The organism is Flavobacterium sp. GSA192 (assembly GCF_006386525.1).
In the GTDB taxonomy this organism is placed as follows: Bacteria; Bacteroidota; Bacteroidia; order Flavobacteriales; family Flavobacteriaceae; genus Flavobacterium; species Flavobacterium commune.
In genome coordinates, this window is sequence record NZ_VAHC01000003.1 from 293,444 (window position 1) to 317,421 (window position 23,978).

General features: G+C 34.9%; 20 protein-coding genes. 13 read left to right on the forward strand and 7 right to left on the reverse strand.

Translation table 11 applies throughout. The features are described from left to right. Nucleotides 1-329 precede the first annotated feature (329 nt). Nucleotides 330-851 carry a hypothetical protein gene (locus FDM27_RS08120; RefSeq protein WP_140485894.1) on the forward strand — a complete coding sequence of 174 codons (522 nt, stop codon included), beginning with the start codon at nucleotides 330-332 and terminating at the stop codon, nucleotides 849-851. A 1-nt stretch (nucleotide 852) separates the two neighbouring features. Here the strand turns inward: FDM27_RS08120 and FDM27_RS08125 are convergent, their stop codons facing one another. Then, nucleotides 853-1,767: a patatin family protein gene (locus FDM27_RS08125; protein WP_140485895.1), complete on the reverse strand. Its 915-nt coding sequence runs from the start codon at nucleotides 1,765-1,767 to the stop codon at nucleotides 853-855. Beyond that, complete coding sequence (locus FDM27_RS08130; protein ID WP_140485896.1) at nucleotides 1,764-3,833, reverse strand: M1 family metallopeptidase; 2,070 nt, start codon at nucleotides 3,831-3,833, stop codon at nucleotides 1,764-1,766. The genes FDM27_RS08125 and FDM27_RS08130 overlap by 4 nt, the downstream gene beginning before the upstream one ends. A 99-nt stretch (nucleotides 3,834-3,932) precedes the next feature. Between FDM27_RS08130 and FDM27_RS08135 the strand changes: the two genes are divergently transcribed. After that, the gene (locus FDM27_RS08135) at nucleotides 3,933-4,664 is read left to right on the forward strand and encodes a diphthine--ammonia ligase (protein WP_071185824.1); all 732 of its coding nucleotides are present in this window, start codon (nucleotides 3,933-3,935) and stop codon (nucleotides 4,662-4,664) included. 265 nt (nucleotides 4,665-4,929) lie between these two features. Continuing rightward, nucleotides 4,930-6,021: an AI-2E family transporter gene (locus FDM27_RS08140; protein WP_140485897.1), complete on the forward strand. Its 1,092-nt coding sequence runs from the start codon at nucleotides 4,930-4,932 to the stop codon at nucleotides 6,019-6,021. Nucleotides 6,022-6,059: 38 nt separating this feature from the next. Here the strand turns inward: FDM27_RS08140 and FDM27_RS08145 are convergent, their stop codons facing one another. The 4 genes from FDM27_RS08145 to dnaK form a co-directional block, all read right to left on the reverse strand. After that, complete coding sequence (locus tag FDM27_RS08145) at nucleotides 6,060-7,244, reverse strand: acetate/propionate family kinase (RefSeq protein WP_140485898.1); 1,185 nt, start codon at nucleotides 7,242-7,244, stop codon at nucleotides 6,060-6,062. 1 nt (nucleotide 7,245) lies between these two features. After that, a complete protein-coding gene (gene pta / locus FDM27_RS08150; RefSeq protein ID WP_140485899.1) occupies nucleotides 7,246-9,339 on the reverse strand; it encodes a phosphate acetyltransferase in 2,094 nt (697 codons plus the stop codon). Between the two features lie 75 nt (nucleotides 9,340-9,414). Next, a complete protein-coding gene (gene corA / locus FDM27_RS08155; RefSeq protein WP_140485900.1) occupies nucleotides 9,415-10,485 on the reverse strand; it encodes a magnesium/cobalt transporter CorA in 1,071 nt (356 codons plus the stop codon). 258 nt (nucleotides 10,486-10,743) lie between these two features. Then, nucleotides 10,744-12,621, reverse strand: coding sequence for a molecular chaperone DnaK (gene dnaK, locus FDM27_RS08160; RefSeq protein WP_140485901.1), 1,878 nt, complete (start codon nucleotides 12,619-12,621; stop codon nucleotides 10,744-10,746). A 301-nt stretch (nucleotides 12,622-12,922) separates the two neighbouring features. Between dnaK and FDM27_RS08165 the strand changes: the two genes are divergently transcribed. Further along, nucleotides 12,923-13,312, forward strand: a complete 390-nt coding sequence (locus FDM27_RS08165; RefSeq protein ID WP_140485902.1) for a DUF1398 domain-containing protein — start codon at nucleotides 12,923-12,925, stop codon at nucleotides 13,310-13,312. 33 nt (nucleotides 13,313-13,345) lie between these two features. Further along, nucleotides 13,346-14,629: a serine hydrolase domain-containing protein gene (locus FDM27_RS08170; protein ID WP_140485903.1), complete on the forward strand. Its 1,284-nt coding sequence runs from the start codon at nucleotides 13,346-13,348 to the stop codon at nucleotides 14,627-14,629. Nucleotides 14,630-14,653: 24 nt separating this feature from the next. Here the strand turns inward: FDM27_RS08170 and FDM27_RS08175 are convergent, their stop codons facing one another. After that, on the reverse strand, nucleotides 14,654-15,496 hold the full coding sequence (locus tag FDM27_RS08175) for a transglutaminase-like domain-containing protein (RefSeq protein WP_140485904.1): 843 nt from the start codon (nucleotides 15,494-15,496) through the stop codon (nucleotides 14,654-14,656). A 206-nt stretch (nucleotides 15,497-15,702) separates the two neighbouring features. Here FDM27_RS08175 and FDM27_RS08180 point away from each other — a divergent pair, with 206 nt between their 5' ends. The 8 genes from FDM27_RS08180 to FDM27_RS08215 all read left to right on the forward strand — a co-directional run bounded on the left by FDM27_RS08180 (nucleotide 15,703) and on the right by FDM27_RS08215 (nucleotide 23,977). Continuing rightward, nucleotides 15,703-16,140, forward strand: a complete 438-nt coding sequence (locus FDM27_RS08180; RefSeq protein ID WP_140485905.1) for an acyl-CoA thioesterase — start codon at nucleotides 15,703-15,705, stop codon at nucleotides 16,138-16,140. Between the two features lie 68 nt (nucleotides 16,141-16,208). Continuing rightward, nucleotides 16,209-16,979, forward strand: a complete 771-nt coding sequence (locus tag FDM27_RS08185; protein ID WP_071185834.1) for a patatin-like phospholipase family protein — start codon at nucleotides 16,209-16,211, stop codon at nucleotides 16,977-16,979. 267 nt (nucleotides 16,980-17,246) lie between these two features. Continuing rightward, nucleotides 17,247-18,482: an ATP-binding cassette domain-containing protein gene (locus FDM27_RS08190; RefSeq protein WP_140485906.1), complete on the forward strand. Its 1,236-nt coding sequence runs from the start codon at nucleotides 17,247-17,249 to the stop codon at nucleotides 18,480-18,482. Nucleotides 18,483-19,047: 565 nt separating this feature from the next. Then, on the forward strand, nucleotides 19,048-19,809 hold the full coding sequence (locus FDM27_RS08195) for a DeoR/GlpR family DNA-binding transcription regulator (protein ID WP_071185836.1): 762 nt from the start codon (nucleotides 19,048-19,050) through the stop codon (nucleotides 19,807-19,809). Between the two features lie 38 nt (nucleotides 19,810-19,847). Next, nucleotides 19,848-21,251: an L-fucose/L-arabinose isomerase family protein gene (locus tag FDM27_RS08200; RefSeq protein WP_140485907.1), complete on the forward strand. Its 1,404-nt coding sequence runs from the start codon at nucleotides 19,848-19,850 to the stop codon at nucleotides 21,249-21,251. A 10-nt stretch (nucleotides 21,252-21,261) separates the two neighbouring features. After that, complete coding sequence (locus tag FDM27_RS08205) at nucleotides 21,262-22,101, forward strand: transketolase (protein ID WP_140485908.1); 840 nt, start codon at nucleotides 21,262-21,264, stop codon at nucleotides 22,099-22,101. Beyond that, entirely contained in the window at nucleotides 22,101-23,060 is a 960-nt protein-coding gene (locus FDM27_RS08210; protein ID WP_140485909.1) for a transketolase family protein, read from the forward strand. Before FDM27_RS08205 ends, FDM27_RS08210 begins: the two co-directional genes overlap by 1 nt. After that, the gene (locus FDM27_RS08215) at nucleotides 23,057-23,977 is read left to right on the forward strand and encodes a D-ribose ABC transporter substrate-binding protein (protein WP_140485910.1); all 921 of its coding nucleotides are present in this window, start codon (nucleotides 23,057-23,059) and stop codon (nucleotides 23,975-23,977) included. The genes FDM27_RS08210 and FDM27_RS08215 overlap by 4 nt, the downstream gene beginning before the upstream one ends. Nucleotide 23,978: the final 1 nt, after the last annotated feature.

Sequence of the window (23,978 nt, forward strand, 5' to 3'; positions counted from 1 at the left end):
ATGCAAAAATAAGTATTTACAGGGATTTATTTCGCAAAGATTCTCAAAGTAACACAGAGAAACGCAAAGTTTTTTTTAACCATAAACTAATACTTCTCTTTACTATATTTTTTCACAGAGATTCGTTAAGAAACTCAGAGAGACACAAAGCATTTTATTTAATTTCTTTGCGAAGCTTTGTGTAATATATTCCGCAAAGAAACGCAAAGTCAACACAGAGATACGCTAAGATTTTAAACTTATCTTTGCAAGTCTTTGTGCTTTTCTATTAGCGAATCTTTGTGAAATAACTCTAAAAGTATACTTTTGCTTTCAAATTTTATACCCAAATGAACTCTATAAATATCATCGAAATAATAGCTTACACAATACCATCAGTAATCACAGGCGGAGTTGCCTATTTTTTATTCAATTCGCATTTTAAAGACCAGCAAAACACCCGACGTTGGTTATTGCAAAAAGACAATCAAAAAACAGCTCTACCTTTGCGTTTACAAGCTTATGAGAGAATGACTTTGTTAATGGAACGCATTAATCCATCACAATTAATGGTGCGTATTAATCCTGTTTCTACTGATAAAAACGATTATGCCAATTATGTAATTGCACACATAGAACAGGAATTTGAACACAATATAGCACAGCAAATTTATCTTTCTGACAAATGCTGGACTGTTATTTTAACGGCTAAAAATGCAATTGTTCAAATGATTCGTTCAGTTACTAAGAACGAGAAAATAACTAATGCTGATGAACTAAGAACAGCTATAATCAGTGAATTATTAGAAAAAACTTCGCCTACTAACACCGCCCTGGCTTTTATAAAAAATGAAGTAGCCGAATTGTGGTAAGCTATTTATCTATTTCAACAACATCACTTTTTAAGACAATGTCTTTTTTCAAAGCATATTGAAATCCTTCCTCCCACCATTGTGTCATTTTGGCTTTGTTAAAAATTAAGGCATTATTAGTCAAATCAATCGGAGTGTAATAGAGATTGAGTTTTACGTTGTTATGAGAAGCCGATAAGGTCCCTAATAAAATATTATGCTTTCCTATTTGATCCAATTCAATTTGGAACAAATCAATCAATAAAGAGAACGGATTTCTTCCAATAGTTGCTCTGGGAATTGCTTGTTCTGTTTCTAAAATAACCACATCAATTTCGGTAGCACCGCGATTAATGGCTTCCTGAATAGGCACTAGGCTCGAAAAACCACCATCGGCATAGTCATAACCCTTAATATTTACAATACTCATAAAAGGAATATAGTTACTGGAAATCCAAACCCAATCGCAAAATTCATCATAAGTACAATCTTTTATCGACTTGTACTCGGATTCATTGGTTGAAAGATTGGTTACTGTAACAATTACATCTGTATTCTGGGCTTTTAATTGATTAAATTCGGTTATAGGAAAATTTTTTTTAATATAAGAGCGTAATTTTTTGCTTTCACCAAAGGTTCTTTTTCCTCTAAAAAACTGATATAACACATTAAAGTGATTGATACTTACCACATCAATTCCGTTCTTTTTTTTAACTATAAAAGGATTAACATTAAAAATTTTCCGCATATTAACATTAGTGTAAATACGACGAATTTTTTCGATATTTCCCAGAGCCAAATGAGGAATCAACAAACTTCCGGTAGAGGTTCCTAAAAACATATCGTATTGTATTTTTTTCTTTTCCAATAAAAATTGGGCAACACCGCCGGCAAATGCACCTTTACTACCTCCTCCGGAAATTACTAATGCTCTCATATTATTTCATTTAATAATCGATTCAACTGAAACTGTTCTTTCTCATTCAAACTGCTTAAAATTCGAATAAAAGAATCTCTATAAATTTGATTTTTCAATAAAATCCGAATAGTATCTCTTCCAAATTTAGAAAATTGCCACATATGATGTGTGGTTGCCTTCACTAAATTTACTAAAACAATATCATTAATTATTTTAAACCCAATTAATTTTTCCAAAGCATTTTGTCTGGTTGTAGCCTCGAACTTATCAGATGTATAACTAATTAATTCATCAATTAAAACTTGTTTATCAGTTGAAAATTCAGGAGTATTCAGTGCTAATGACAACCATAAAGTTCTTAAATTATAATCATTAAAACCCATCCATTTCTTTGATTTTTCCAGATAATCCAATCGTTGTTTTGGGAAGTTTCGCCATAAATACAACAAAGCAATTTCCTGAGTTTGATAAGAATCATCACTTAAAAGACTTTCGTAATCCATTCGAAATTCTTCAGGGATTTTAGGTAACGAATAAGCCACAGCCTGACGAACTTGGGGATTGTTGCTTTCCAAAGCCAATTCTAAAAAGTTTTTTTTAGCTTCAAAAGTTTCGTTTCGGAGTTGATCAATAACCATTTCCTTTGCCGAATAATGAGCATCTGACATTAAAATCAATTTAAAAAAACCTTCTTTTTCAGATAAAGGTTTTGATTTTATTTTGTCCAGCTCCAGCATTATCTTGGTAATTTTATTTTTAACTAATAAAGCATTGACCTTTTGCGTATTAATTGTAGTTGATTCAAGCCATTCTTTAGAAAACGAATCAATATTAAAATGACTTAGCTTTTTGATTTCAGTAAAAAAATCTTGAGTTGTTACGGTTTTGAAAGCGTATTTTTTTAAATAGTTTTTAATAATTCTTCTGAATTTCTTATCCCCTATTTCCTGATGCAAGACAAACAAAGCCCAAGCTCCTTTTTGATAATAACTCAACGAACTGGCTTTTTCATTTAAAACAGGAATTGTATCGGTTCTTGAAGCATATTTTATCTGCTGAATGGACTCATACATTTTGGAATAAAAGTAATCTTCTCCATAAATGGCTTTTTCAGCCAATAAAGCATAATAGGTAGCAAAACCTTCCTGCAACCAATGATGTTTTCCACTGGCGGCAGTAACTAAGTTTCCAAACCATTGATGGGCTAATTCATGTGCTTCCACATTAGTGTAATTTCTATCAGTAAAACCTATGGAATCTACCACATATCGGGTGGCAAATAAAGTTGCTGAAGTATTTTCCATTCCCGCATACAAAAAATCCCGAACCGGAGCTTGTTTGTAAATTTGCCACGGGTATTTTATGCCAATTTCTTTTTCTAAAAAATTAAAAATTCGTTTAGAATGACGATAAGTCGGCTCAAAGCGAGAAATGTCTTTATTTTCGATATACAAATCCAGTGGTACTTTACTTTTAGAAAATTGAGTTTGTTTTTCGAATTTACCAATGGCAAGCATCAACAAATAGGAACTCATTGGTTTTTCCATTTGATAACTCCAGACAGTAGCGTTATTTTGATTTTTTTTTTGCTTTAAAACACCATTAGCAACCACCTGATAATTAGAATCAAATGCAATTTCGAGATTAAAAATCAACTTTTCATTAACATCATCAAAACTTGGAAACCAATTACTGGTGTATTTTCCCTGACCCTGAGTCCAAATTTGCATATCTTCTGAATGTGGCGAACCCACAAAATACAAAGCCTGTTTAGGCGTTGCATTATAATTAAAAGTAAGCGTGTTTTTTCCTTTTTGAAACGGATGAATAATCAAAAGCTGTTTACCGGAATTTAGATATTGAACTTCTTTTTGATTCAATTCCACTTTTGAAAACTGCATATTTTGCGCATCAATTTTCAAAGTATCGATTGCTTTCAAAATTCCGAAGGAATAATTCACTGTTCCCGCAACCGATTTTTCAGTAGCATTTAAGCTTAATTGAGCCGAAACCGAAGTGAAATCAACCGTTTTTGCTTGTTGAGCAAAAAGAAAAGTGGAAATAAAAAGGAAAAAGTATTTCATTAAAAGTGTATTAAAGCTAGAAAACCAAAGTTACAAAGCTTTGGTAAACTATTGAAAGTATTTTGTAAGTTTACCTCTTAAACTTTTAATAAAATTAAGTTGAAGAAAGCCCTTTTTAACTGGAGCAGCGGAAAAGATTCTGCTTTAGCCTTATACAAAATCCTGCAAAATCCTGAATTTGAAATCAACTGTTTGTTAACCAGTGTAAACCAACAATTTCAGCGCATTTCTATGCACGGTGTTAGAGTTGAACTGTTAAAACAACAAGCCGAAAGCATCGGAATTCCATTGGAAATTATGCAAATTCCCGAAATGCCTACGATGGAAGTCTATGAGAATGTAATGCAGCAAACATTGGAAAAACTAAAAAAGAAAGGAATTACTCATTCGGTTTTTGGGGATATTTTTCTGGAAGATTTACGCCAATATCGTGAAGACAAATTAGCAATTATGGGGTTTGAAGGTGTTTTCCCGATTTGGAAAATTCCAACAAAGGATTTAATTCAGGAATTTATTGCTTTAGGTTTTAAAACTATTGTGGTATGTGTCAACGAACGCTATTTAGACAAAAGTTTTGTAGGTCGTGTGATTGATCAGCAATTTATTGATGATTTACCCGAAAACGTAGATGTATGCGGAGAAAACGGCGAATTCCATACTTTTAGTTTTGACGGACCGATTTTTCAAAAACCGATCAATTTTGAAGTTGGCGAAGTGGTGTATCGAAAATATGAAAAGCCAAAACAAGACTCTTCAAATACAGCCTGTGATACCGATGATAAAACCGCTTTTGATTATGGGTTTTGGTATTGTGATTTGATTCCTAAATAATTCAGACCATTAGCAATATAAAAATAGTTTTTATTATACTGCTTCGGGGCAGAGTCCATGAGGTATTAGAAAACAACCGCAAATTCGCAGATTTTCATATTATAATCTGCGAATCAGCGTTAAAAAACGAAGCAAAGCTTCGAGGAATTAAACCTAAAGAGATTAAATCTGACTTATAAAAATTAAAAAAACAACAGGAATAAATTAATTTTACGAAAAAAGAGTTAACTTATGTATAAAAATTAACTACCTAATTTTTAAAAAGATGAGCCTCATTCCTAAAATCCCGACTATCATTGATGCCGATAAAAAAATCTCAGCAATAGAATTTCTTCAGTATTTTGTTTTAATAACATTGGTGTTGTATTTTGGAAAACTAATTTTTATCCCTCTTTCTTTTGCTCTTCTTATTAGTTTTATACTTTATCCTGTTTGTCGATGGTTTGAAAAAAAAGGAATCAGTCCTACAATTGCAATTGGCATCTCATTATTAATGGTGTTTCTATTAATGATAAGCATCCTAAGCTTGCTTATTTTCCAAATTAAAGAATTTACTTTAGAATGGGAACCTTTTAAGACTAAATTGCTGGAAGCCATTAATCAAATTAGTATTTTCATTTCGCAATATTTTAATATTACAAATACTGAGCAAATTTCTTTTTTTGAAAACCTGATAAACCATTCCGAGAATCAGGTTTTGGCTATTTTAGAATCTTCATTTTATTCTTTTTCCCACACTCTTTATTACGCTATAATCATTCCTGTTTTCACGGCTCTTATTCTTTTTCATCGAAGTATGTTTACAGATGCTTTACTTAATTTTTTCCCTTCAAAACAAAAAGGAAAAATCCTTGAAATCCTTATGGAAACCATAAATGCTTATCATAGTTTTATAAAAGGCATGTTGGGCGTTTATCTTATTGTTGGAATTCTCAATAGTATAGGACTTTTAATTATAGGTATCCCACATCCTTTTATGTTTGGATTTATTGCTGCTATTTTAACATTTATTCCTTATGTTGGGATCATGATATCAGCACTTTTGCCAATTGCAATTTCATGGATTACTTTTAATTCTGTTTGGTACCCAATTGGAGTCATAGCTATTTTCTCGATTGTACAAATTTTAGAAGCTTATATCATTTTTCCCTACGTAGTGGGAAATCGTTTAAAAATAAACACCCTAATTATTATCATCATGATTACTTTAGGAGGAATTTTATGGGGTGCTGCGGGAATGATATTGTTTATCCCATTTACAAGTATCATTAAACTTATTGCTGACCGCACAGAAAGCCTAAAAGCAATTTCTATTTTATTAGGTGATGGTAAACAAAAAAAGGAGAAAACGGCATAAAAAAAGCTTCTGTTTTCAAGAAGCCTTTTAATTACTGTTTAATTCAAAATTAAATCATAAACCTGATTGGCAATTTCTAATTCTTCATTGGTTGGCACCACTAAAATTTTAGTTTTAGAATTAGCTGTATTTATTTCTCTAATTTCCGGAGAACGTATTTCATTTTTAGTTTCGTCTAATTCCAACCCTAAAAACTGCATGTCAGCACATACCGATTTCCTGATATAAGCAGAGTTCTCCCCTATTCCTGCCGTAAAAATAATGGCGTCAATTCCGTTTAAAACTGCCGCATAAGAGCCTATGTATTTTTTAATACGATACACATTCATATCAAGAGCCAACTGACAATTTACATCTCCTTTTTCGGCATTGGCCTGAATATCCCTTAAATCACTATGACCGGTAAGTCCCAGCATTCCGCTTTGTTTTTGCAATACCGTATTTACTTCACTTAATTGATAGCCTAAAGTATTTACCATATAAAAAATGACCGACTGATCGATATCTCCGCTTCGGGTTCCCATTACCAATCCATTCATGGGACCAAATCCCATACTATGATCGATACTTCTTCCGTCTTTTACAGCGGTAATACTACAACCATTTCCTAAATGAATTGTAATTATTTTGCTGCTTTTCTCTAAAAACCCAATTGCTTTTTCCGAAACATATTTATGAGACGTTCCATGAAAACCGTAGGCTCTGATTTTATTTTCGGTCAATAAGTAATTTGGAATTGCATATCGATAAGCCACCTCAGGCATAGTTTGATGAAAGGCAGTATCAAAAACAGCCACTTGTTTAGCCGAAGGAAAAACTTCCTCGGCAACGATTATTCCTTCTAAATTGGCCGGATTATGTAAAGGAGCCAACTCGAAAAGTTGTTTTATCTTTTCTTTTACTTCATCGTCAATCATAACAGTATCCGAAAAACTAGCTCCACCATGAACAACTCTATGACCTACAGCTTCAATTTCTTGCGTACTTTTAATTACACCAATAGTTTCATCCAATAATAATTGAGCAATTTTCTCCAATCCTATTTTATGATTGGCAATTGGCAAAATTTCTTCTATAGAATCTTTATTTGTTTTATACGTAAAATTAGAAGTCTCTAAACCAATCCTGTCAATCATCCCGCTACAAATCACTTCTTTTGAAGGCATATCAATTAATTGGTATTTTATAGATGAGCTTCCTGAATTTATAATAACTATTTTCATTTTACAATCCTTGTGCTTGAATCGCTGTAATCACGACTGTGTTAATAATATCATCTACGGTACAACCACGACTTAAATCATTTACAGGTTTATTTAGACCTTGCAACATTGGCCCAATGGCCAAAGCTCCCGTTTCTCTCTGAACTGCTTTATAAGTATTGTTTCCTGTATTCAAATCCGGAAAAATAAGCACACTCGCCTGCCCTGCCACTTCTGAGTTTGGCATTTTGCTTTGCCCCACTTCCATATCAACAGCCGCATCATACTGAATAGGCCCTTCTATTTTTAAATCGGGACGTTTTTTCTTTACAATTTCAGTTGCTGTTCGCACTTTTTCTACTTCATCCCCTTTTCCTGACGAACCCGAAGAATAAGACAACATAGCCACTTTAGGTTCTATTCCGAAAGCCAAACTAGAATCGGCAGAAGAAATCGCAATTTCGGCCAATTGTTCAGCAGTAGGATTCGGATTAATGGCACAGTCCCCAAAAATAGAAACTCTGTCTTCTAAACACATGAAAAATATAGAAGAAACCACACTCGAATTGGGTTTGGTTTTAATGAATTGTAAAGCCGGCAAAATAGTATGCTGTGTGGTATGTGCCGCACCGGAAACCATTCCGTCCGCATGACCTTTGTACACCATCATTGTTCCAAAATAAGACACATCTTCCATTAAATCTTTGGCCATAGCCATAGAAATATTCTTGTTTTTTCGAAGCTCATAATACGTATTTACATAATCATCATAATAAGGAGATGCTATAGGATTAATAATATTCACTTTCGAAAAATCGAAAGCTATTCCTAATTCGGCTACTTTATTTTCTATTTGTTTTTTGTTTCCAATGATAGAAATATCGACCACATCCATCGCTAATAATCGAGAGGTCGCAATAATTATTCTATCGTCATTTCCTTCCGGCAGGACAACGTGTTTTCGGTGTTGTTTGGCTCTTTTTACCAAATTGTACTGAAACATTTTTGGCGTCATTCCTTCTGCTTCAAACGCACTTAATTTATCCGACAGTTCATCTAAATCAACGTACTTTTCAAAGGTGCTTATTGAGGTTTCTATTTTATGAATATTCTCGGCATAAATCTTAGATTGTATAGAACCTATTTTGTTGGTTATTCGGTATGTACCACCTTCAACTGCAATAATTGGAACAACACTGTTTAACCCTTCAATTAACTTCAAAATACTGTCTTCAGGAAGTATATTCCCCGTTAAAATAATTCCCGAAACCGTCGGGTAATTCACCGATTCATTGGCCTGTAAAGCTCCCAAAATAATATCGGCTCTATCTCCCGGAGTAATGACCAACGCATTCTCTTTTAGATGCAATAAATAATTTCGCAATTGCATAGCACCTACACTAAAACTACCTACTTCATTATTAATAAACTCCTTACCAAAAAGAATCTTAGCATCCAATTCCTCAACTATTTCTTTAACCGTAGGATTGTTTAAACTTGAGATGACAGGAATAGCACTCACCAAAACTTCTTTGGGTAAAACACTTCGCAAACCATCCTCTGCTAATTTTAAGTTTTCGGGTTGGATTTTATTGGCAATAAAAGCCAACACTTCAACTTCTTTATTTTTAAAAGAATCATAAGCAAGATATTCTCCATCCAAAAATTCTTCGAGAGTTTTCCCAACACCTGAACCAACAATTATGGTTGGAATACCTAAATTCTTAGCAATAAGAACATTCATATCCAATTCGATTGCTGTTCCTTCACCACTAAAACTGGTTCCTTCAACCAATACAAAATCAAAACGCTCTTCTAAATGTTTGAATTTTTCGATAATCAAATCTAAAACATCGCCTATTTTACCTTTATTCTTTTTCTTGATTAATTGACTCTTAGTAATAGCAAAAGCATCTTCAAAACGAATATCCAAACCAAAATGAGATATTACCGTTTCGATATGATTGTCTAATTTTCCATCCTCAAAATCTTCAATAATAGGCCTGAAATAGCCTACTTTGGCAGTTTTACCAATAAGCATACTCATTAATCCAAGCGTAATAATCGATTTCCCGCTATTACTTTCTGAAGTTGCGATATAAATGGCTTTGTTCATTTTATAAATATTTAAACTTATTTTATTAATTCAATTCTTTTGGCAATTCTACCAACACACAACCGATAATTATTCTCAAAACCATCTTCTCTTTTTAAAATAAAAAACCATCAGGATTACTATTAAAAACATTATACCAATTACAGTATAATACCCATTTTGATATCTTAATTCAGGCATATAATCAAAATTCATCCCATAGACACCTACAATAAACGTTAACGGAATAAATATAGCAGACACTATCGTAAGCGTTTTCATAATCTCATTCATCTTATGCGATTGAGAAGAAAAAAAGAAATTTGAAGCTCCTTCAAGCATTCCCAAATCTGATTCAATTTGTTCCAAAAGCTCTAAACTTTTTTGATGCAATCTTGAAAAATAAACATAAGAATCCATCTGAATCACATTACAAACAACATCTTCTTTTAATGTTTTAATACCGTACAATGAATCCCTTAGCGGAATAATGGAACGTTTTAAGAAACTTAAATTATCCCTGTGCTTTTCAATTCGTATTAAAACATCAGGATTAGTACTTGTTTTTGACAAATCAATCAGCTCCTCTACCTTATCTTCTTCATTTTCGATAGTAATATAAAAATTCTCCATAACAGCCTCTAGAAGCAGAGAAAGCAAATAATCAGCTTTTTTAGTTCTCACAACTCCCGAATGAGTGCGTATCCTTTCCCTGATATGCGAAAAAAAATCACTACTCTTTTCCTGAAAAGAAATCAAAATCTCATCTTTTATAAAAAAACTAATCTGTTCTGAACTGATATTATCTGAGTTCTCCGTTGGTAATATCGACTTTATATTAAAAAACAAACTACTGGCCGATTCTTCCATTTTTGTCCTTCTTGAAGTATTTAAAATATCCGAAAGCAGATAACTATCAATATCAAAGAAATCCCCAATTCCCTCCACTGTATTAATATCACTCAAACCATGCAAATTAAGCCAGTTTGTTTTTGTATTATCAATGCATTCCCTAAAATCTGAAATGGCTAAATCCTGGTATTCTGTAAAATCCAAATCGTCATACACAAACAACTGCATTTTTGACTCCAGTTTCTTGTGTTTTCCCGTGTATACTAACTGATTCAAATGTACTTTTCTAGCCTTTTTATATTTTATTTTTCTCATAAAGAAATCATTTAACAGTAATATTACAAAAAACTTTTGGCAAAAAAGTACAACTTAACAATTTAAAAACACAGATTAACTCTGACAAAAGTAAATTGAAATAGTTTTTTCTTTTATGAGATAAATCATGTTTTGGAAATAATTTAAACAAACAAACCCGAGAGGTTTTTGAACCTGTCGGGTTTAATAAACAAAAAAACCGAGCCATTTCTAGCTCGGTTTTATCTTAATACTCAGTACTAATTAAGTAATACTAAATTATTTTACTTCTTCGTAATCTACGTCTTGAACGTTATCACCTTCAGCTTGTGGCTCAGCAGCAGCTTGACCTTGCTCTCCTTGAGCGTACATAGCTTCAGTAGCAGTTTTCCAAGCAGCATTTACATTATCTAAACCTTTTTGAATAGCAGCAATATCTTGAGATTGGTGCGCCATTCTAAGTTCAGTTAAAGCAAATTCGATAGCTGTTTTGTTCTCATCTGAAATTTTATCTCCCAATTCTTTCAATTGACTTTCAGTTTGGAAAATAGTACTATCAGCTTCGTTTAATTTTTCAGCTCTTTCTTTTGCAGCTTTGTCAGCATCAGCATTAGCTTCTGCATCTTTTTTCATTTGTTCGATTTCTTCAGCTGTTAAACCAGAAGAAGCTTCGATACGGATATCGTGAGATTTTCCAGTTCCTTTATCAGTAGCAGAAACTTTGATGATACCATTAGCATCGATATCGAAAGAAACTTCGATTTGAGGAACTCCTCTTGGTGCTGGTGGAATACCGTCTAAGTGGAAACGACCGATAGTTTTGTTATCTGCAGCCATTGCTCTAGCTCCTTGTAATACATGAATTTCAACAGATGGTTGAGAATCAGCAGCAGTAGAGAATACTTGAGATTTTTTAGTTGGGATAGTAGTATTAGCTTCGATAAGAACAGTCATTACACCACCCATAGTTTCGATACCTAAAGATAATGGAGTAACGTCAAGTAACAATACATCTTTTACATCTCCAGAAAGTACACCACCTTGGATAGCAGCTCCAATAGCTACAACCTCATCAGGGTTAACTCCTTTAGAAGCTTTTTTACCGAAGAATTTCTCAACTTCTTCAACGATTCTTGGGATACGAGTAGAACCTCCTACCAAGATAACTTCGTCGATATCAGAAACTGATAAACCAGCGTCTTTTAACGCTTTAGCAACAGGTGCCATAGAACGTTTTACTAAAGAATCAGCTAATTGCTCAAATTTAGAACGAGATAATTTTTTAACTAAGTGTTTTGGTCCTGAAGCCGTAGCAGTTACGTATGGTAAGTTGATTTCAGTTTCAGCAGAAGCAGATAATTCAATCTTAGCTTTCTCAGCAGCTTCTTTAATACGTTGTAAAGACATTGGGTCTAAACGCAAGTCAACACCTTCTTCAGCTTTGAATTCGTCAGCTAACCAGTCAATGATAACCTGATCAAAATCGTCTCCTCCTAAGTGAGTATCTCCATTAGTAGATAATACTTCGAAAACTCCGTCTCCTAATTCAAGAACAGAAATATCAAAAGTACCTCCTCCTAAATCGTAAACAGCAATTTTTTGATCAGTTCCTTTTTTATCTAATCCGTAAGCTAATGCAGCTGCAGTTGGCTCATTGATGATACGCATAACTTTAAGACCAGCAATTTCACCAGCTTCTTTAGTAGCTTGACGTTGTGCATCGTTAAAGTAAGCAGGAACAGTGATAACCGCTTCAGTAACTGTTTGACCTAAATAGTCCTCAGCAGTTTTTTTCATTTTTTGAAGAGTCATAGCTGACAATTCTTGAGCAGTATACAAACGACCGTCAATATCCACACGTGGCGTATTGTTGTCACCTTTTACAACACTGTAAGGAACTCTTTTTGCTTCTTCTTGAGTTTCAGCAAATGAATGTCCCATAAAACGTTTGATAGAAGCAATAGTCTTAGTTGGATTAGTTACTGCTTGTCTTTTTGCAGGATCACCCACTTTAATTTCTCCACCTTCTACAAAAGCGATGATAGATGGCGTTGTTCTTTTCCCTTCTGCGTTAGGAATAACAACTGCTTCACTACCTTCCATTACAGAAACACAAGAGTTGGTCGTACCTAAATCAATTCCGATTATTTTACCCATTTTTAATATATTTAATTTTTATTATATACTCGATTTAATAACTCAACGTGCTTAAGTCAATCTTTGTGCCAATATTAAAGCTCCCTATAAATTGTCATAAAATGTTAAAGCTGTCGCAAAACAACTGACAAGATGACATTTTAAGCTAACTGACAGACTTGCAAAAAGCAGAAACAATACTGTCATAGTCATATCAAATACTAAGAACAAGAAGCTATTTCCCGCTCTCCGCCAAATTACATCAGAAATAATTGGTATAATTTGATTTTAACCTATATTTGAAAACCTAAAAAATTAGAATATGTTTACCATAGATCAAATCAAAGCAGCACATGAAAAAGTAAAATCGGGTGCTGATTTTCCCAATTACATTCAGGACTTAATCAATCTAGGCGTAAAAGGTTATGATACCATTGTGACTGACGGTCGAGTTTCTTATTATGGAGATAACGACTTTACTGCAAGTACAGATAAAAAATACGACGCCCTCCCAATTGCCTCTGTGGCTAACAAAGAACGTTTTATTGAATTTCTGGTAATACATCAGGACGGTCAAACCGACTATTATACTTTTTGCCAACATGCAGCCCAATGTGGTATTGCCAAATGGCGGGTAGACATCATCGAAATGACTTGTACCTATTATGATAATGCCGAAAATCCTATCCTAATAGAGAAAATTCCGGAATAACACAGCTATCCTGTTAAAAACAAAAAACCAACCATGAAAAAATTTTTCATCACTATTTTTGCGATATTGAATTGCAGCACTTATGCGCAAACTCATTCGATAAAAAGCTCCCCTAAACTCACTGAAGCCACACCAAGCAGTGTAGGAATGTCCAGCGAACGATTGGCGCGAATTGACAATATGCTCAACAAAGCCGTCGCCGATTCGGAAATTCCGGGAGCTATAGCCTTAGTCGCTCGTAAGGGAAAGATTGTGTATTTTAAAGCTTTTGGAATGGCTGACAATGCTACTTCAAAAACCTTAAAAACCGACGCCATTTTCAGAATTGCATCACAAACCAAAGCCATAACCACTACAGCCGTAATGATGCTATGGGAAGAAGGAAAATTCAAACTCGACGACCCTATTTCAAAATATATCCCTGAATTTAAAAACGCCCAAGTTTTAGACTCTGTGTATCCGGATGGAAAATACACTACTAAACCAGCGAAAAGAGAAATTACCATTCGCGATTTAATTACACACACTTCCGGAATTGGTTACGGCCAAATTGATAGCGATTCTCGTTTCAAAAAAATCTATCAGGACGCTGGTATAACCGATTTGTTTACAACCGATAAAATCACCATTGCCGAAAGTGTCAAAAAACTGGCAAAATTGCCATTGCATCACAATCCGGGAGAGAAATTTACTTATAGCGAAGGACTGGATGTTATTGGTTATTTTATCGAAATCATGTCAGGCATGCCTATGGACGAGTTTTACAGAAGCCGTATTTTTGAACCATTGGGAATGAATGATACTTATTTCTATTTGCCGGAATCAAAATACAACCGATTAGTAAGTGTTCAAACCAAAGAAAATAGCAATTGGATTCCGTTTCCAAATACTTTCTACGATACTAATTATCCAAAATCAGGAGCTAAAAGCTTTTTCTCTGGGGGTGCCGGACTTTCCAGCACTGCTAAAGACTATGCTACTTTCCTGCAAATGTTCCTGAATAAAGGCGAATTAAACGGTATTCGATTATTAAGCAGAACAACAGTCCAATTCATGTTGGCAAACCAAATTGGCGATGTTTGGGGTAAAAGTGATGCCTACCATGGTTTAGGATTTAGAGTTTTAAACCAAATGGGCGAAGATTTGGGCGGTCAAGGCAGTGCAGGAACTTTCAATTGGGGCGGTTATTTCAATACGCAATATTTTGCCGACCCTAAAGAAGAATTGATTGGGATTATCTTAAAACAAACCCAAAAAACGAGTGATAATACAGGCTGGAAATTTCAACTATTGGCAGAACAAGCCATCGATGATTAATCCATTCGAGAAAACACAGCGGTTTTAACCATAAGAAACCGCTGTGTTTTCTTCTTTATCAAAAGGAATAAAATCAGTCGAAACCGGATGGCATTCAATCTTCATAAAAGTACAATTCACTTCTCCAAAAAAACTAGCCACAGCCACTTCGCTGGCATCTTTACCATTGGCTATTTTTACCAATCCATTAGAAACACTTAATTTAGTTGGATCAAAAAACAGCCACTTCCCTCCCACATACGCTTCAAAACAAGCATGAAGATCAGGTGGATTCAACGCATAAGCATAACCCGTAAAATAACGTGCCGGTATGTCCAAAGCACGACATAAAGCAATTGCAAGATGAGCAAAATCTTTACAAACACCTTCTTTTAAAGCCAAAACATCACAAGCGGATCTGCTGGAATCACTTGTTCCCGCTTTGTAAGCTATAGTACTAAAAACCCATTCGTTTATTGCTTTTACTTTATTAAATTCATTCGGTAAATGTCCAAATTCTTGATGAGCAAAATTCAATAATTTATCCGATTCACAATACCTGCTTGGTGAAATAAAAGGCAATACTTCATTATCTAAATCAATAATGGGAACAGATTGTAACATCTTTTCAGCAGCGATTACCTCGTGTAAAACGTCAACTTCAGCTTCATAACTAATCGAGAAATTAGTTCCTTTTACTACCTCCATTTTAATAAAACGAGTAGCTGAGTTTTGCAATACAAATTCTTCGTATTTAATTTCTGGAGTAATCGTAAGAGATTCCGAAATAATTACTTGAGTTGGCGAATTGACAACCTGAATATTAAAAATAAAGGTCGTTGTCGAAAAAACTTCATAGGATAAAAAACTGTTCACTTTGAATCTCATCTTGTAAAGATATTAATTATCAGCTTGATAGAACAACAAAAAATAAACTCTATACAATCGGATTTTAGCAAAAAACTATAAAGGGTCCTTTTCTTTCTTTTTGGCTTATTTTTTTTAAATTTACGAGAACATTCATTTTTTGAAAACATTCTCAACTTCGTTCGAATTGACATTATATTCAGCTAAAACAAAATTAAAAACAGTATATGACATCTTTCAGTAAACACCTAACTTTTCGCTGGGCTGATTTAGACCCTAATTTCCATGTTCGTCATAGCGTATATTACGATTGTGCCGCACAACACCGAATGGAAATCTTAGACAGTCTTGGTTTAAATTTAAAAGTTTTCCAAAAACAGCATTTTGGTCCCGTTCTCTTTAGGGAAGAATGTATCTTTAGAAAAGAAATTACACAAAGTGATTCGGTTTACATCCATACCCGGGTAGCCAAAATGAGAGCCGATGCCTCTCGTTGGTCTATTTCTCATGAATTTCGTACCGAAGATAATTTGCTTTGTGCCACTTTAACGGTGGATGGTGCCTGGATGGATACCAAATTACGCAAATTAATAGATCCTGTTCCTGAAGTTGCAGTAAAGGCTTTAGCCAGTATTCCCAAAAGTGAGGATTTTATCGAATCCTAATCAATGGGTAAAGTAGTAATAGTAAATTCAACTACAATAAACTTTTAACAATAAAACCAAACAGCAATATGCAAACTAAAATAGGAATTGTTTTATCCGGCGGAGGTGCCAGAGGCATTGGCCACTTAGGTGTTTTAAAAGCCTTGGAGGAATTCGGTATTGTTCCTACCCATATTTCAGGCACCAGTGCGGGAGCGATAGCAGGTGCTTTTTATGCAGCAGGCTATAGTGTAAGCGAAATTTTGAGCATCTTGAAAAAGGGACAAATCTTTAGTTTTTCTAATCTATTAATGAAAAGACAGGGGTTGTTTGCCATGAAAGGTTTTCATGATATTTATCTTGAATGTTTCCCAAATAACAGTTTTGAGGATTTAAAAATCCCACTTTATATAGCGGCTACCGATATTCTAAAAGGTGAATTGGTTTATTTTTCGTCCGGAAATTTATCTCAGATTTTAATGGCTTCCTCCTGTATGCCGCTATTATTTCAACCGGTAAACTACAACAATACCCTGTATGTTGACGGCGGAGTCATTAACAACTTCCCTATCGAACCTTTGATGGGACAATGTGATGTCATTATTGGCAGCTATGTCAATTCTATCAAAAAAGAAGTCGAGAAAGTAAGTATAAATAACATTCTGGATCGCTGTTTTCATTTGGCAATGAAAAGTTCGGTTGAGATAAAAACCCATAGTTGTAATTTGTACTTTGAACCGCCTAATATGAGTCAGTACAGTCTTTATAATTTAAAAAATGCCGATGAGATTTTCGAATACAGCTATCAATATGCACTTACTTTAGAAGATCAGATAAAAGCGCTCGATATTCAGTTATAGATAATTAAAGCCTGAATTTCATAATGCTGTTTTTTAAACCACATAAGTCATATAAGTTTTTGTTTTATCCTTTTTTTTTACGGTTTTATAAATTAGACCATACAAGTAAAGGTGTATTTTTATAAGACAATAAATCTTAATATGCTATTTTTTAAATCTGTAGTCTGTGTACTTTATTCTATTCTCTATTTTCCGCTTCCTGTCTTCTAACTTCTCCTTATATTTTCTTTTATTATCTTTACAGCCAATAAAAACAGACCCTTTTTCATGACTACTGCATCTCATTGGAACATTTTATTGTCCAATCAAATCAATAAAAAAAACTTTATAGAAAATATCCTTTCAGGGAATGCCGTTGGCGAATTAGCAGCTTTTAACGACTTAAAAGGAATTCTTTTTTCCGATTTGGCTATTGATATTTTTATCCAAAAAGAATTTCAATACCTCGAATTGATTACTGTAGGCGCAGATTCGCATAGAAAATTAAGCACTTTCTCTTCGGGACAGCGTAAAAAGAAGTTTCTTCAATATTGTATCGACCAAAAACCTGATTTTATTATTTTTGATAATCCAATGGATCATTTGGATCAGGCTTCCCGAATTGAATTAGCAGAGTCAATGAAAATAATGGCTACTGAAATTAAGATTATCCAGCTTATCAACCGCCATGCCGATTTGCTACCTTTTATTTCGAATAACAGACAAATTAATTCCGACTCTTTTGTACTGGAAAACATTAGCCACGAGGCACACGAAAATAAAATTATAACTCAATCCGGGATTCCGCATCCGGCACAGGCCATCGAATACAAACAAAAAGTACTAATTCAGATGAATAATGTATGTGTTAGCTACGAAGAACGGCCTATTGTGAAAAACATCAACTGGACGATTCAGCAAGGTGAATTCTGGCAATTGATTGGCCCTAACGGTTCCGGAAAAAGCACCCTTTTATCGCTAATTAATGGTGATAGTCCTAAGGGTTACGGACAGGATTTACACCTTTTTGGAAGAAAAAAAGGAAGCGGTGAAAGCGTATGGGAGATTAAAAAAAATATTGGTTATTTTGCAACTAATATGACCAGTTTGTTCACAAGAAATCACACACTGGAACAAATGATTTTATCCGGATTCTTTGACTCTATTGGATTGTACGACCTGCCTACTACTTTGCAGAAAAACATTGCCGATCAATGGCTGGAATTAATAGGCATGAAACACCTTAAAAATCAAATGTTCAAACGCCTTTCAGCAGGACAACAAAGGCTAGCCATGATTGTACGTTCGGTTTTAAAACATCCGCCTCTAGTTATTTTAGACGAACCTGTTGAAGGCTTAGACGATGAAAATGTAGTCATGGTATGCCAACTCATCAATTTGCTAAAACAGGAATCCAATATGACTATAGTGTATGTTTCGCACCGCGTCGAACCTAATTTAGCTCCCAATTCTATTTTTGAATTAATTCCATCCAGTGAAGGTTCTACAGGAGTTGTTAAATAACGTAGTTCAATATCAATCCGATTTATGAAAAAAAAAAGCTATTGAAAAAAAATTCGAGGTTTATTCTATTTTTATAAATCAAATGGACGAAATGAGTTTATATATGAGAAATGATTCTAATATAATCTATGAAATTTCGAATGATTTCGTGACTAAAGTAATTACGGGGAACAAAGAGCTAATTAATAATACTTTGATTAATATGAAATGGATTTCTCTAAAAAAATAAAGCCTAGCTCCAAAACACTACAACAGATTTTATCAATTATCTTAACTCGAAAATGTTTTTCTATCTATTAATATTGATAGTACTTATTTGAAACATACTTATTATCTCTACAAACTAAAAATTCCTATAGAACTTTGATCAAATCCGCCAGAAGCGAACTGTTCATTCCTTTTTTATTGGATAACAATGTCTCAATAAAACCCAATTATTTTTTCGAATAATTAAATTGTTTCTTAAATTTTATCCCATTCAACTAAAATTAACGTTTACTTTCTTTTTCTTTCGTTTATTTTCTTTTATATTTGTTTTAACACTAATACAAAAAGAAAACAAATTATGTTGCCAAATCAACGAAGGGAGAAAATTTTAGATCTTTTAAAAGAAGATGGATTTGCAAAAGTTATCGATTTAGCGCGCTTATTCAAAGTAACCGAGGTCACTATACGTCAGGATCTTGAAAAACTGGAAAGCGAAGATCTTATCATCAAAGAACACGGAGGAGCAAGTATAAAAAACGTTGCCGATCAGGTAAGAAGCTTTTCGCTGATTCGTCAGGAAAACTTGGAACTAAAATCGGCTATTGCCCAAAAATGTCTCGAATTTATCGAAAATGGAGACACCATTATCCTGGATTCCGGTTCCACAACCACCGAAATCGCAAAAAAATTAAAAGGATTCAAAAACTTAACGGTCATTACTAACGCCTTAAACATTGCCTTATTACTTGGCACTGAACAGGATATAGAGGTTATTATGACCGGAGGCGAATTCAAACCGCCTACATTGTCCTTAACCGGTCAAAAAGCCGCCGATTTCTTCAAAGGCTTAAACGTTCAAAAACTATTTTTAGCCACTGCGGGAATCTCACTAAAATCAGGACTTACCTACCCTAGCATCAGTGATTTAGTGGTAAAAAAAGCCATGATTGACGCTGCCGAAGTCACTTATTTAGTGGCAGACAGCACCAAAATTGGCAAAAGTGCTCTGGCCAGTTTAGGCGCCTTATCCTTAATTGATTATATCATTACCGATAATGGAATTGAAGAAAAACACAAAGAAGTATTTAGAGATAACGAAATTGAAGTTATCGTAGCATAAAAAACAAAACACAAAAAAAATAAAAAAAAGCAAATAAAATGACAACATCAACATTAGGAGTAATCATAGGAAACAGAGATTTTTTCCCGGACAGTTTAGTAGAAAAAGCAAGATTTGAAATCGTTGAAGTTTTTGCTAAATTAAACATCAAACCTATTTTATTAGACAGTACCGTTACTAAACTGGGCGGTGTAGAAACTTATAAAGAAGCGCAAAAATGTGCTGAATTATTCAAAAAACACCAGGATGAAATTATGGGAGTTTTAGTATTGCTACCAAATTTTGGTGATGAAAAAGGAGTTGCTGACACCTTAAAATTAGCCAACTTAAATGTTCCTGTTTTAATCCAGGCTTACCCTGATGAGTTGACAAAAATGAATGTGGTAAACAGACGTGATTCCTGGTGCGGAAAAATCTCAGTTTGCAACAACTTATACCAATACGGCATCAAATATTCGTTGACATCTCAGCATGTAATGAGTCCGTCGGATCCTATTTTTCAAAAAGATTTATTAGACTTTACTGCTGTTTGCAGAGTGGTAAAAGGAATGCGCAATGTGCGTATTGGAGCTATCGGTGCTAGACCGGGTGCTTTTAACACTGTTCGTTATTCTGAAAAAATATTACAAAGAAATGGCATCACGGTTACTACGGTAGATTTATCTGAAATTTTAGGAAAAGCTAACAAATTAACTGCCGATGATGCTAAAGTAAAACAACATTTAGAATCCATCAACGCCTATGTTGCCCAAGGAAAAACGCCTAACGAAGCCATGCTTCAAATTGCAAAACTGGATGTGGTCTTGAAAGATTTCATGGAAGAATATGCCTTAGACGCTACGGCTATTCAATGTTGGACTTCATTACAACAAAATTACGGTTGTAACGTGTGTACCAGCATGAGTATCATGAGCGAGAACATGCTTCCAAGTGCCTGCGAGGTTGACGTAACAGGAACCTTGAGTATGTATGCGATGCAATTGGCTTCGGGTTCTCCAAGTGCATTGGTAGACTGGAATAACAACTATGCTGACGATCCTGAAAAATGTGTTTTATTCCACTGTGGAAACTGGGCAAAATCATTCCTGCCGGACATTCAATTGAGCACCGCTCCTATCTTAGGAACAACTGTGGGGGTAGAAAACACTTATGGCGCCTTAGACGGAAGAACACCTGCTATGCCGCTTACTTATGGTCGAATCAGTACGGATGACCCTAAAGGAATCATTAAGGTTTACATTGGCGAAGGCGAATTGACAAACGATAGCTTAGAAACTTTCGGAAACAGAGCCGTTGCGCAAATCCCGGATTTACAAGGACTAATGCAATACGTTTGTAAAAACGGATTTGAACACCACGTGGTGATGAATGCGTCAAAAACAGCAGCCATCTTAGAAGAAGCCTTAGGAAATTACATGGGCTGGGAAGTTTACAAACACTAAAAGAATCAAGATGCACATCGAAAATTTAAAACGAAAATCCATTGAGAGTAGAAAAAAAATACTCAAATACATCTTCAATGCCAAAGCAGGTCACACCGGTGGAAGTCTTTCTATTTTAGACATTCTGAATGTATTGTACAATGATGTAATGAACGTTTCCCCTGAGAATTTCGATTCTAACACCAGAGACCGATTCATCCAGAGTAAAGGACATTGTGTGGAAGCATTGTACGTTGTTTTGGCCGACAAAGGTTTTTTCCCTGAAGAAGATTTATTGACTATGTGCCAATACAAATCCCCTTATATAGGACACCCAACCAAATCTATTCCCGGTATTGAACAAAATACCGGTGGATTAGGTCACGGTTTACCTATTTGTGCCGGAGCTGCTTTGGCTGCCAAAAAAGACAATTCGCCAACAAAAGTCTTTACAATTCTAGGTGACGGAGAAATGGCCGAAGGTTCTAACTGGGAAGCGATGATGTTTGCTGCTCATTATAAACTGGATAATCTATGTGCTATTTTGGATTACAACAAGCTTCAAATCACAGCTGCTAATGAAGATGTGATGGGCTTAGAACCCATTGATCAAAAATTAGAAGCCTTTGGTTGGGCAGTAAAACATGTGGATGGACATAATATCGAAAAGCTTTTAGAAACCTTCAGAGGACTTCCGTTAGAAAAAGGAAAACCAACGTTTATCATAGCCCATACCATCAAAGGAAAAGGAATCAGCTACATGGAAAATGTATTGAAATGGCATCATGGCGTTCCATCAAAAGAACAATACGATTTGGCTATCGAAGAATTAGACCAACAATTACAAGAACTTGAAACTGTCTCAAAATAATGGAAGAAATAAAAACAATTGATGCCGCTAATCTCGAAGTCTTTTCTGAAGTGTTGCAGTCATTAGCCGCAACCGACAGAGATATCATGGTGGTTACGAGTGATTCCCGTGGCTCGGGAAAGTTAGTCCCTTTTGGACAAAAATATCCCGAACAAATTGTTGAAGTGGGTATTGCCGAACAAAACCTGGTAGGCGTTGCTACAGGATTAGCCAGTATGGGTAAAAAAGCATTTGCCGTTTCTCCAGCCTGTTTCCTTACGGCACGAGCATTGGAACAAATTAAAAATGACGTGGCTTATTCAGACAATCCTGTGAAACTAATAGGTATTAGTGCCGGGGTAAGTTATGGAGCATTAGGAACCACACATCATAGTTTACACGATTATGCGGTGCTGAGAGCCATCAATAATATTACTATTGTTGCTCCTGCAGATAATTTTGAAACTGCCGAAGCCATCAAACAAGCTGCCCAAATGACCAGCCCTATTTACCTTCGTTTTGGAAAAAAAACAATGCCTGCCAATTTAGCAACAAACTCAAATACTGATTTTAAAATCGGTAAAGGACGTGTTATTCAGGAAGGAAATGACTTAACGTTTGTTGCCACTGGCGAAGCGGTACTTCCATGTGTTGAAGCGGCTAAACTACTGGAAAAAGAACACAATATTTCCTGTAAAATAATCAGTTTACACACCATTAAACCTTTGGATACCGAATTATTATTGGCGTCTGCTGCCAATGGAAACCCTGTTATTACAGTTGAAGAACACTCCATTAATGGCGGATTGGGCGAAGCTGTGGCTTCTTTATTATTCCAAAACGGATGCACTAATAAATTCAAAATCGTAGGATTACCTGATGACCACACCGTTTCGGGTTCACAAATCGAAATTTTCAATCATTATGGTATTTCAGCCGAAGGATTAAAAAATACTGCTTTAAACATAATCAAGCTATGAAGATAAAACAGCTTTCCTTAATTATTTTAACCGCAATTTTTGTTTTTGGATGTTCCTCGAAAGAGAAGTCTGAGAAGCCTAAAATTGCAGTTGTGGTTTCCACCTTAAACAATCCGTGGTTTGTGATGCTGGCTGAATCAGCTGCTGAAAATGCAAAAAAACTAGGATATGAAGCCAAAATATTTGATTCGCAAAACAATCCTGCTATCGAATCGGACAATTTTGAAAACCTCATCTCTTCGGGTTATGATGCCATTCTTTTAAATCCTACCGATTCTGACGGTTCTATTTCGAATATTTTAAAAGCTAAAACAGCGGGAATTCCGGTGTTTTGCATGGATAGAGAAGTAAATGCCGATGATGCTGCAACAAGCCAGATTCTTTCTGACAACTATTCGGGTTGTGTTTCTATCGGAATCGAATTTGTAAAAGAATTAAAAGAAAAAGGAAAGTATGTAGAAATCTTAGGTTTAGTAGGCGACAACAACACCTGGGCGCGCTCAGGAGGATTCCATTCGGTGGTGGATAAATTCCCTAATTTAAAAATGGTAGCCCAACAAAGTGGCGATTTCGATCGAAATAAAGCCATGGAGGTTTTAGAAACAATCCTGCAGGCTAACCCTGATATTGACGGTGTTTTTTGCGGCAATGATGCGATGGCAATGGGTGCGTTTCAAGCTTTGCAAGCGGCAGGAAAAGAAACTAAAGTCAAAATTTTTGGATTTGATGGTGCAAGTGATGTCATTGAAAAAATTCGGGAAAAGAAAATTGTGGCTACAGGCATGCAATTTCCTAAAGTGATGGCTCAAACAGCTGCCCAATATGCCGATGAGTATTTTAAAGGAAGAAAGGTATTTCCTCAAAGGGTTCCTGTAGAAGTCGAATTAGTAAATGCAGCAAACATTAAAGACTACTAAA

Coding starts and splice junctions, on each gene's coding strand:
- dnaK (WP_140485901.1), bottom strand. CDS start 12,621: ATGGGTAAAATAATCGGAATTGATTTAGGTACGACCAACTCTTGTGTT.
- FDM27_RS08215 (WP_140485910.1), top strand. CDS start 23,057: ATGAAGATAAAACAGCTTTCCTTAATTATTTTAACCGCAATTTTTGTT.
- FDM27_RS08200 (WP_140485907.1), top strand. CDS start 19,848: ATGACAACATCAACATTAGGAGTAATCATAGGAAACAGAGATTTTTTC.
- FDM27_RS08125 (WP_140485895.1), bottom strand. CDS start 1,767: ATGAGAGCATTAGTAATTTCCGGAGGAGGTAGTAAAGGTGCATTTGCC.
- FDM27_RS08210 (WP_140485909.1), top strand. CDS start 22,101: ATGGAAGAAATAAAAACAATTGATGCCGCTAATCTCGAAGTCTTTTCT.
- FDM27_RS08130 (WP_140485896.1), bottom strand. CDS start 3,833: ATGAAATACTTTTTCCTTTTTATTTCCACTTTTCTTTTTGCTCAACAA.
- FDM27_RS08145 (WP_140485898.1), bottom strand. CDS start 7,244: ATGAAAATAGTTATTATAAATTCAGGAAGCTCATCTATAAAATACCAA.
- FDM27_RS08195 (WP_071185836.1), top strand. CDS start 19,048: ATGTTGCCAAATCAACGAAGGGAGAAAATTTTAGATCTTTTAAAAGAA.
- FDM27_RS08180 (WP_140485905.1), top strand. CDS start 15,703: ATGACATCTTTCAGTAAACACCTAACTTTTCGCTGGGCTGATTTAGAC.
- corA (WP_140485900.1), bottom strand. CDS start 10,485: ATGAGAAAAATAAAATATAAAAAGGCTAGAAAAGTACATTTGAATCAG.
- FDM27_RS08140 (WP_140485897.1), top strand. CDS start 4,930: ATGAGCCTCATTCCTAAAATCCCGACTATCATTGATGCCGATAAAAAA.
- FDM27_RS08175 (WP_140485904.1), bottom strand. CDS start 15,496: ATGAGATTCAAAGTGAACAGTTTTTTATCCTATGAAGTTTTTTCGACA.
- pta (WP_140485899.1), bottom strand. CDS start 9,339: ATGAACAAAGCCATTTATATCGCAACTTCAGAAAGTAATAGCGGGAAA.
- FDM27_RS08185 (WP_071185834.1), top strand. CDS start 16,209: ATGCAAACTAAAATAGGAATTGTTTTATCCGGCGGAGGTGCCAGAGGC.
- FDM27_RS08165 (WP_140485902.1), top strand. CDS start 12,923: ATGTTTACCATAGATCAAATCAAAGCAGCACATGAAAAAGTAAAATCG.
- FDM27_RS08205 (WP_140485908.1), top strand. CDS start 21,262: ATGCACATCGAAAATTTAAAACGAAAATCCATTGAGAGTAGAAAAAAA.
- FDM27_RS08170 (WP_140485903.1), top strand. CDS start 13,346: ATGAAAAAATTTTTCATCACTATTTTTGCGATATTGAATTGCAGCACT.
- FDM27_RS08120 (WP_140485894.1), top strand. CDS start 330: ATGAACTCTATAAATATCATCGAAATAATAGCTTACACAATACCATCA.
- FDM27_RS08190 (WP_140485906.1), top strand. CDS start 17,247: ATGACTACTGCATCTCATTGGAACATTTTATTGTCCAATCAAATCAAT.